Raw genomic sequence first — 8,014 nt, 5'->3', positions numbered from 1 at the left:
ACCCCCGAGGGGTGCCGCGCCACCGCGTCGTACGGGACCGGAAGGTCAGCTGCGCCAGCTGTGCGGCGCGCTGAAGCCGGACTGCCGCTCCAGGCGGCGCCAGCCGGCCGTGGAGCGGGGCTTGATGTAGGCGGTCGTGTCCTGGCCCTGGGCCGCGGCGCGGGCGAGGAGGACGGCCGTCAGGGCGGCCAGTTCCTCGTCGCTGGCGTGGCCGCGCTCGACGCGAACGAGCGCCGCGGAAGAGCTGTCGGCAGGAGTGCTCACGGGGTCGGGTCTCCCTTACTGGGGCGGGTTGCCGTGCTTGCGGGACGGCAGGTCGGCGTGCTTGGTGCGCAGCATGGCGAGCGAGCGGATGAGGACCTCGCGGGTCTCCGCGGGGTCGATCACGTCGTCCACGAGGCCGCGCTCGGCCGCGTAGTACGGGTGCATCAGCTCGGACTTGTACTCCTTGACCATGCGGGCGCGCATGGCCTCGGGGTCGTCGGCGTCGGCGATCTGCCGCCGGAAGATGACGTTGGCGGCACCCTCGGCGCCCATCACGGCGATCTCGTTGGTGGGCCAGGCGTAGGTGAGGTCGGCGCCGATCGACTGGCTGTCCATCACGATGTAGGCACCTCCGTACGCCTTGCGCAGGATCAGCGAGATCCGCGGCACGGTGGCGTTGCAGTACGCGTACAGCAGCTTCGCGCCGTGGCGGATGATGCCACCGTGCTCCTGGTCGACGCCCGGGAGAAAGCCGGGGACGTCCAGAAGGGTGATGAGCGGGATGTTGAAGGCATCGCACATCTGCACGAACCGGGCCGACTTCTCGCTGGCCTCGATGTCGAGCACACCCGCCAGGGAAGCCGGCTGGTTGGCGATGATGCCGACCACCTGGCCGTCGAGGCGGGCCAGGGCCACGATGATGTTGGTCGCCCAGCGCTCGTGGATCTCCAGGTAGTCGCCCTCGTCGACGATCTCCTCGATCACCTGGTGCATGTCGTACGAGCGGTTGCCGTCGGCCGGGACGATGTCCAGCAGCACGTCGCCGCGCCGGTCGGCCGGGTCGCTGGTGGGGGCCGACGGCGGGTTCTCGCGGTTGTTCTGCGGCAGCATCGACAGCAGGTAGCGGACCTCCTCCAGGCAGGTCTGCTCGTCGTCGTACGCGAAGTGCGAGACACCGGAGATCTCGGAGTGGACGTCGGCGCCGCCGAGCCCGTTCTGCGTGATCTTCTCGCCGGTGACGGCCTGGACGACGTCCGGGCCGGTGATGAACATCTGCGAGGTCTCACGGACCATGAAGACGAAGTCGGTGAGCGCCGGGGAGTACGCGGCGCCGCCGGCGCACGGGCCGAGCATCACCGAGATCTGCGGGATGACACCCGAGGCGCGGGTGTTGCGCTGGAAGATGCCGCCGTAGCCGGCGAGCGCCGAGACGCCCTCCTGGATGCGGGCGCCGGCGCCGTCGTTCAGCGAGACCAGCGGGGCGCCGGCCGCGATGGCCATGTCCATGATCTTGTGGATCTTGGAGGCGTGGGCCTCGCCCAGCGCGCCGCCGAAGATCCGGAAGTCGTGCGCGTACACGAAGACGGTGCGGCCGTGGACGGTGCCCCAGCCGGTGATGACGCCGTCGGTGTACGGCTTCTTCGCCTCCAGGCCGAAGCCGGATGCGCGGTGCCGGCGCAGCGGCTCGACCTCGCTGAAGGATCCCTCGTCGAGCAGCAGGTCGATCCGCTCGCGGGCGGTCAGCTTGCCCTTGGCCTTCTGGGCCTGGGTGGCCTTCTCGCTGGGGCCGAGCCGGACCTGCTCGCGGATGGCGTGCAGTTCCGCGACGCGCCCGCGGGCGTCGTTCGCCGGCTGGGCGGCTTCGCCACCGTCCTCGGCCTCGGCGGGCTGGGTCGGCACCTCGTCCAAAACGCTCATGACATCGACCATACGAGCGCCGGGCCCTCGGAAATGGCGTCGACTTCGTACAGTGTCCGGACCCGCTTCATGGAGCATCTGGACAGAACCAACACAAGAAAGGCCCCGCACGCCACGTGCGGGGCCCATTCTTTGTAGCGGTCGTCCACCCGGACTTCAGTGAATGGCTAGCGTCCGGTCACCGCCGCGGCCAGGGCGAGGACACGCCGGGCGTCATCCACATGGAGGTTCTCGATCATCCGCCCGTCGACCGTGACGACCCCTCGGCCCTCGGCCGCGGCAGCCTCGAAGGCCTCGATGACGCGCCGCGCCTTGTCGGTTTCCTCCGGAGAGGGGGCGAAGACCCTGTTGCAGATCTCCACCTGCTTCGGGTGGATCAGCGTCTTGCCGTCGAAGCCGAACTGCCGGCCCTGGAGGCACTCCTCCTCGAAGCCCGCCTGGTCCTGCACGTCGTTGTAGACGCCGTCCAGGATCGCCTTGCCCGCCTCGCGGGCGCCGAGCAGGGCCAGCGACAGCCCGGTCAGCAGCGGGGCCCGGCCGGGCACGTGCTCGGCGTGCAGCTCCTTGGCGAGGTCGTTGGTCCCCATCACCAGCACCGCGAGCCGCTCGGAGGCGGCCGCGACGGCGCGGGCGTCGAGCATGGCGCGCGGGGTCTCGACCATCGCCCAGATCACCGTGCGGTCGGGGGCGCCCGCGGCTTCCAGGGCCCGCTCCACGGCGTGCACGGTGGCGGCGGAGTCGACCTTGGGGACGACCACGGCGTCGGGGCCGGCCTCGGCGGCGGCGCGCAGGTCGTCCTCGTGCCAGGGGGTGCCGGGCGCGTTCACCCGGATGGTCAGCTCCCGCCGGCCGTATTCGCCGGAGGCGGCCGCCGCGGCGACACGCTTGCGCGCGTCGGCCTTGGCGTCGGGCGCGACGGAGTCCTCCAGATCGAGGATGAGCGCGTCGGTGGGCAGGCTCTTGGCCTTCTCCAGGGCGCGCTCGTTGGCGCCGGGCATGTACAGCACGGAGCGGCGCGGCCGCAGGGTCGCCTCGGTCATCGGCTCTGCTCCTTCCAGGCGGCCTCGTACGCCTCGGCCAGTTCGGGGTCGCGCGAGGCCAGCGCCTCGGCCAGGTCGACGACGACCTTGCACTGCTTGACGGTCGCGTCGTCCTGCATCTTGCCGTCGATCATCACCGCGCCGGTGCCGTCGCCCATGGCCTCGATCACCCTGCGGGCCCAGACCACATCGGCCGGGGCCGGGGAGAAGACCCGCCGGGCGATGTCGATCTGCACCGGGTGCAGGCTCCACGCGCCGACGCAGCCGAGCAGGAAGGCGTTGCGGAACTGGTCCTCGCAGGCCGTGGTGTCCTTGATGTCGCCGAAGGGGCCGTAGTACGGCAGGATGCCGTGCGCGGCGCAGGCGTCGACCATGCGCGCGACGGTGTAGTGCCACAGGTCCTGCTGATAGGTCAGCCGCGGCAGCTCCAAGTCGGGGTCCTTGGGGTCCTCCCGCACGAGGTACCCCGGGTGTCCCCCGCCGACGCGGGTGGTCTTCATGCGGCGGCTCGCCGCGAGGTCGGCCGGGCCGAGGGAGATGCCCTGCATCCGGGGGCTGGCCCCGGCGATCTCCTCGACGTTGGCCACGCCCGAGGCGGTCTCCAGGATGGCGTGCACGAGGATCGGGCGCCGCACACCGGCCCGGGCCTCCAGCTGGGCGAGCAGCCGGTCGACGTAGTGGATGTCCTCGGCGCCCTCGACCTTGGGCACCATGACGACGTCGAGCCGGTCGCCGATCTCGGTGACGAGCGTGATCAGGTCGTCCAGGGCCCACGGCGAGTCGAGGCTGTTGACCCGGGTCCACAGCTGTGTGTCGCCGAAGTCGGTGGCCTTGCCGATGGCGACCAGGCCCGCCCGCGCGGCCTCCTTGCGGTCGGCGGCGACGGCGTCCTCCAGGTTGCCCAGCAGGACGTCCACGGTGGGCGCGATGGCGGGGACCTTGGCCGCCATCTTCTCGTTGCTCGGGTCGAAGAAGTGGATCATCCGCGACGGCCGGAACGGTACCTCCCGTACGGGGGCCGGGGCCCCCACGGCCAGCGGTCGGAAGAAGTCCTTCGCGGAACGCATGCGGTCTCCCAGGGTTCGAGGGTGGGGAGCGTACGGCGTTCACTTTATGATCCGCGGGGGTTCGGCGTTACTGGTCGGTACGTGTGCCGTTGGTCACCGAGCGTCCCCGGCAGGCCGACGGTAGGTCAGATCCGGCTCGCCCTCCTCGTTGCGGCTGCCGTCGCTGCAGGCGACGGCGTGGAAGCCGTGCCGTTCGCAGAACGCGCGGGCCGGGGTGTCGCGCCGGAAGACGTGCAACGTCAGTGCGCCGCCCGGGTGATGACGCGGCGCCTCGGCGGGCCTGATCGTCGTCGTGGTGCCGTCGGTCGCGCGAGGACCGTACGCCAGGCCGCCGGACGTGATCGAATGGGATTTTCCGCCGATCCGGGAGGAAGACGACCGATGGTCGCCGCGACCGTGCACAGTCTCACCCACTACCCCGTGAAGGGCTGCGCGGGCGTGCCCGTGAGCCGTGCGGAGGTGACCGCGACCGGTCTGGCCCACGACCGGGTGTTCATGGTGGTGGACGCGGCCGACGGCAGCTTCCGCAGTCAGCGCAAGCTGCCGCGGATGGCCGTGGTGCGGGCCGAGGTGACCGACGACGGCAAGCACCTGGCGCTGTCGGCACCCGGCGCCGGGCCGTTGCGGGTGGAGGTGGCGCACGAGGGACCGCTGCGCGAGGTGAGCATGTTCGACCGGCCCCTCGGTGCGGCGGTCGACCAGGGCGAGGAGGCCGCCCGCTGGTTCTCCGACGCGCTGGAGCAGCCTTCGCGGCTGGTGCGGGTGCCTCCCGGCTTCGACCGGGACGGCTGGGGCGAGCACCCCGGCAAGGTCAACTTCGCGGACGCGCACGCCCTTTCGGTCGCCTCCCTGGCCTCGATGGACGACCTGAACCGGCGCATCCGGGAGCGCGGCGGCGACCCGGTGCCCGTCGACCGCTTCCGCGCCAACATCGTGGTCGCGGGCTGGTCCGAACCGCACACCGAGGACCGGGTCCGCCGTATGACCGCCGGCGGCACGGTGCTGGGCTACGCCGTCCGCGCGGTGCGCTGCTCGGTCCCGCTGGTCGACCAGGCCACCGGGCGTACGGCCGGCCCCGAGCCGGTGCGCACCCTGGCGGACTACCGGCGGGAGCCGGAGTACGGGAACAGGGTGAGCTTCGCGATGAAGGCGGCCGTGCTGCGGCCGGGCGTCGTGGCGGTCGGCGACCGGGTCGAGGTCCAGGCGTGGGAGTGAGCGCGGCCCGGCCGCACGCGGTGCGCGCAGCCGGGCCGGGGCAACGGCCGCTCCGCCGACTGCCGTTGGGGGTGCGGCCCGCAGGCCGTGCGCCCTGTGGAGGTCAGCAGCCGCCGCAGTTGTAGTAGAGGACGTCCCAGTGGTTGCCCTCGTCGGCGTAGATGTTGCCCGATCCCGACTGGTACTGGGGAGCGCCGTCACCACGCAGACCGATGTAACCGAAGGACCCGTGGATGTAGTTGGTGATGCAGGTGTTCTTGCCGTAGTCGAGCTTGTAGCCGTTCCAGTGCGAGTACGTGCCGCTCGCGTGCCCGGTCTCGGTGCCGCCGGTGATGTTCAGGGCGCAGCCGCTCGCGTGCTTGAGCGTCACGGCGCCTTGCGCGGAGGCCTGGTTGAGCTGGTCGAACGACGTGCAGGTGGCGTTGTTGCGGTTGGAGCAGCCGCCGGACGACGACCATGTGATCCCCGCGGACCGGAACATGGCCGTGGCCTGGGCATGCGTCAACTTCGTGACGGCGTACGCGTCGTGCGAGGCGGTGAGGCCGACACCGGGCGCGAAGAGGACGCCGAGCGCGAGGACGAGCGCGCTCAGGACGGAGCGGAACTTCATGGGGGAACCCTCCTGCTGATGACCGTGCATCCTGTGGGGCGGCTGTGCAGGTGGAGCAGGGGGAGTGTTCCCGCGTTCTACGCGCGTATGCGCGGGAGTCGGGACCCCGTACGTTCATACGGCAGGTTTCCCCGGATGCGGTGGAACCCGCCGCCGCGGACAGGGAAAAGCGGACGCCGGCCGAGGCCCGCGTCCGCATTCCCTTGTGTGGTCCGCCGCTTTGTGGTGGTCCGCCGCCCCCGCGCTCAGTCCCGCCGCGGCTCGACGCCGGCGCGCAGCAGCCCGTACGCGTAGGCGTCGTCCAGGGCCTGCCAGGAGGCCGCGATGACGTTCTCGCCGACGCCTACCGTGGACCACTCGGACGTGCCGTCGGAGGTGGAGATGAGCACCCGGGTCGTGGACTCGGTGCCGTGCTTGCCCTCCAGGATGCGGACCTTGTAGTCGACCAGTTCCAGCTTGGCCAGCTGCGGGTACGTGCGCTCCAGCGCGACGCGCAGCGCCCGGTCCAGGGCGTTGACCGGGCCGTTGCCCTCCGCTGTGCCGACGATGCGCTGACCGTCGGCCCAGACCTTGACGGTCGCCTCGTTGGCGTGGATGCCGTCGGGGCGGTCCTCCACGATCGCGCGCCAGGACTCGACACGGAAGTAGCGGATGGGCCGGCCCTCGATCTCCTCGCGCAGCAGGAGTTCGAAGGAGGCGTCGGCCGCCTCGTAGGTGTAACCCGCGAGTTCGCGTTCCTTGACCCGCTCGACGACCCGGCCGACCAGTTCCCGGTCGCCGCCGAGGTCGACGCCGAGCTCCTTGCCCTTGAGTTCGACGGAGGCGCGGCCCGCCATGTCGGACACCAGCATGCGCATGGTGTTGCCGACCCGCTCGGGGTCGATGTGCTGGTAGAGGTCCGGGTCCACCTTGATGGCGGAGGCGTGCAGCCCCGCCTTGTGGGCGAAGGCGGAGACACCCACGTAGGGCTGGTGCGTGGAGGGCGTGAGGTTGACGACCTCGGCGATCGCGTGCGAGATCCGGGTCATGTCGGCGAGCGCGCCCTCGGGCAGCACGGTGCGGCCGTACTTGAGCTCCAACGCCGCGACGACGGGGAAGAGATTGGCGTTGCCGACGCGCTCGCCGTAGCCGTTGGCGGTGCACTGCACGTGCGTGGCGCCCGCGTCGACCGCCGCGAGGCTGTTGGCGACCGCGCACCCCGTGTCGTCCTGGGCGTGGATGCCGAGGCGGGCACCGGTGTCGGCGAGTACGGTGCGGACGACGGCGGTCACCTGCGCGGGGAGCATCCCGCCGTTGGTGTCGCACAGGACGACGACGTCGGCGCCGGCCTCGTGCGCGGCCCGGACGACCGCTTTGGCGTAGGCCGGGTTGGCCTTGTAGCCGTCGAAGAAGTGCTCGCAGTCGACGAAGACCCGGCGGCCCTGGGAGCGCAGATGGGAGACGGTGTCGCGGACCATCTCCAGGTTCTCGTCGAGCGTGGTGCGCAGCGCCAGCTCCACATGGCGGTCGTGGGCCTTCGCGACCAGCGTGATGACCGGCGCCCCGGACTCCAGCAGCGCCTTGACCTGCGGGTCCTCGGCGGCGCTGCCACCGGGACGGCGGGTGGCGCCGAAGGCGACCAGTTGCGCGTGGTGCAGGTCGAGTTCAGTGGCGGCACGGGCGAAGAACTCGGTGTCGCGCGGGTTGGCGCCGGGCCAGCCGCCCTCGATGAATCCCACCCCGAAGTCGTCCAGGTGCCGGGCGATCGTCAGCTTGTCGGCGACGGTGAGGTTGATGCCCTCACGCTGCGCGCCGTCGCGCAGCGTGGTGTCGAAGACGTGGAAGCTGTCGTCCAGTACGGCCGTCATGCTCTGATCCAACTCCTGTCGGGTGAGTGGTTCCGGAAGACCGGGTTCCACTTGCCCCCATTTTCCCTCGCGCCGGTTCGCGCCCGGCGCGGGTGGGCCGGGAAACGAAAAAACCTCTCGCGGGTGCGAGAGGTCTGCGCGCGGGTCTGGGACACGGTGATCGCTTCCGCCGAGGTCTGCGGTGAGCGGTCACTGAGGACCGGCGCGCCTGCTGCCAATAATCATGACGAACGAGGGCACGCTCGCAGTCTGCCACACCCCGCCGACGGCTGGGACACGGTCTCACTATGCGGGCGCGAGGGCCGCGCTCGGTCCCGGAGGAGATTCCGGGAC

At 71.1% G+C, this 8,014-nt stretch carries 7 protein-coding genes; 1 reads left to right on the top strand and 6 read right to left on the bottom strand.

Going from position 1 to position 8,014, the window contains the following annotated elements; genetic code table 11:
- Positions 1 to 45: 45 nt before the first annotated feature.
- The 4 genes from ACFWVC_RS38220 to ACFWVC_RS38205 form a co-directional block, all read right to left on the bottom strand.
- Complete coding sequence (locus ACFWVC_RS38220) at positions 46 to 264, bottom strand: acyl-CoA carboxylase epsilon subunit (RefSeq protein ID WP_384299245.1); 219 nt, start codon at positions 262 to 264, stop codon at positions 46 to 48.
- Between the two features lie 15 nt (positions 265 to 279).
- Complete coding sequence (locus ACFWVC_RS38215) at positions 280 to 1,902, bottom strand: acyl-CoA carboxylase subunit beta (protein WP_384299242.1); 1,623 nt, start codon at positions 1,900 to 1,902, stop codon at positions 280 to 282.
- A 167-nt stretch (positions 1,903 to 2,069) separates the two neighbouring features.
- Positions 2,070 to 2,942, bottom strand: coding sequence for an HpcH/HpaI aldolase/citrate lyase family protein (locus ACFWVC_RS38210; RefSeq protein WP_384299239.1), 873 nt, complete (start codon positions 2,940 to 2,942; stop codon positions 2,070 to 2,072).
- Positions 2,939 to 4,009 carry an HpcH/HpaI aldolase/citrate lyase family protein gene (locus ACFWVC_RS38205; RefSeq protein WP_384299236.1) on the bottom strand — a complete coding sequence of 357 codons (1,071 nt, stop codon included), beginning with the start codon at positions 4,007 to 4,009 and terminating at the stop codon, positions 2,939 to 2,941. The genes ACFWVC_RS38210 and ACFWVC_RS38205 overlap by 4 nt, the downstream gene beginning before the upstream one ends.
- 381 nt (positions 4,010 to 4,390) lie before the next feature.
- Here ACFWVC_RS38205 and ACFWVC_RS38200 point away from each other — a divergent pair, with 381 nt between their 5' ends.
- On the top strand, positions 4,391 to 5,224 hold the full coding sequence (locus tag ACFWVC_RS38200) for an MOSC domain-containing protein (RefSeq protein ID WP_384299233.1): 834 nt from the start codon (positions 4,391 to 4,393) through the stop codon (positions 5,222 to 5,224).
- Positions 5,225 to 5,327: 103 nt separating this feature from the next.
- Here the strand turns inward: ACFWVC_RS38200 and ACFWVC_RS38195 are convergent, their stop codons facing one another.
- Both ACFWVC_RS38195 and cimA read right to left on the bottom strand, forming a co-directional pair.
- Complete coding sequence (locus tag ACFWVC_RS38195; RefSeq protein ID WP_384299230.1) at positions 5,328 to 5,834, bottom strand: hypothetical protein; 507 nt, start codon at positions 5,832 to 5,834, stop codon at positions 5,328 to 5,330.
- Positions 5,835 to 6,079: 245 nt separating this feature from the next.
- Positions 6,080 to 7,681: a citramalate synthase gene (gene cimA / locus ACFWVC_RS38190; RefSeq protein WP_384299227.1), complete on the bottom strand. Its 1,602-nt coding sequence runs from the start codon at positions 7,679 to 7,681 to the stop codon at positions 6,080 to 6,082.
- Positions 7,682 to 8,014 lie beyond the last annotated feature (333 nt).

The organism is Streptomyces sp. NPDC058691, from assembly GCF_042714775.1.
Taxonomy (GTDB): Bacteria; Actinomycetota; Actinomycetes; order Streptomycetales; family Streptomycetaceae; genus Actinacidiphila.
This window is presented reverse-complemented; position numbering and strand designations above follow the sequence as displayed.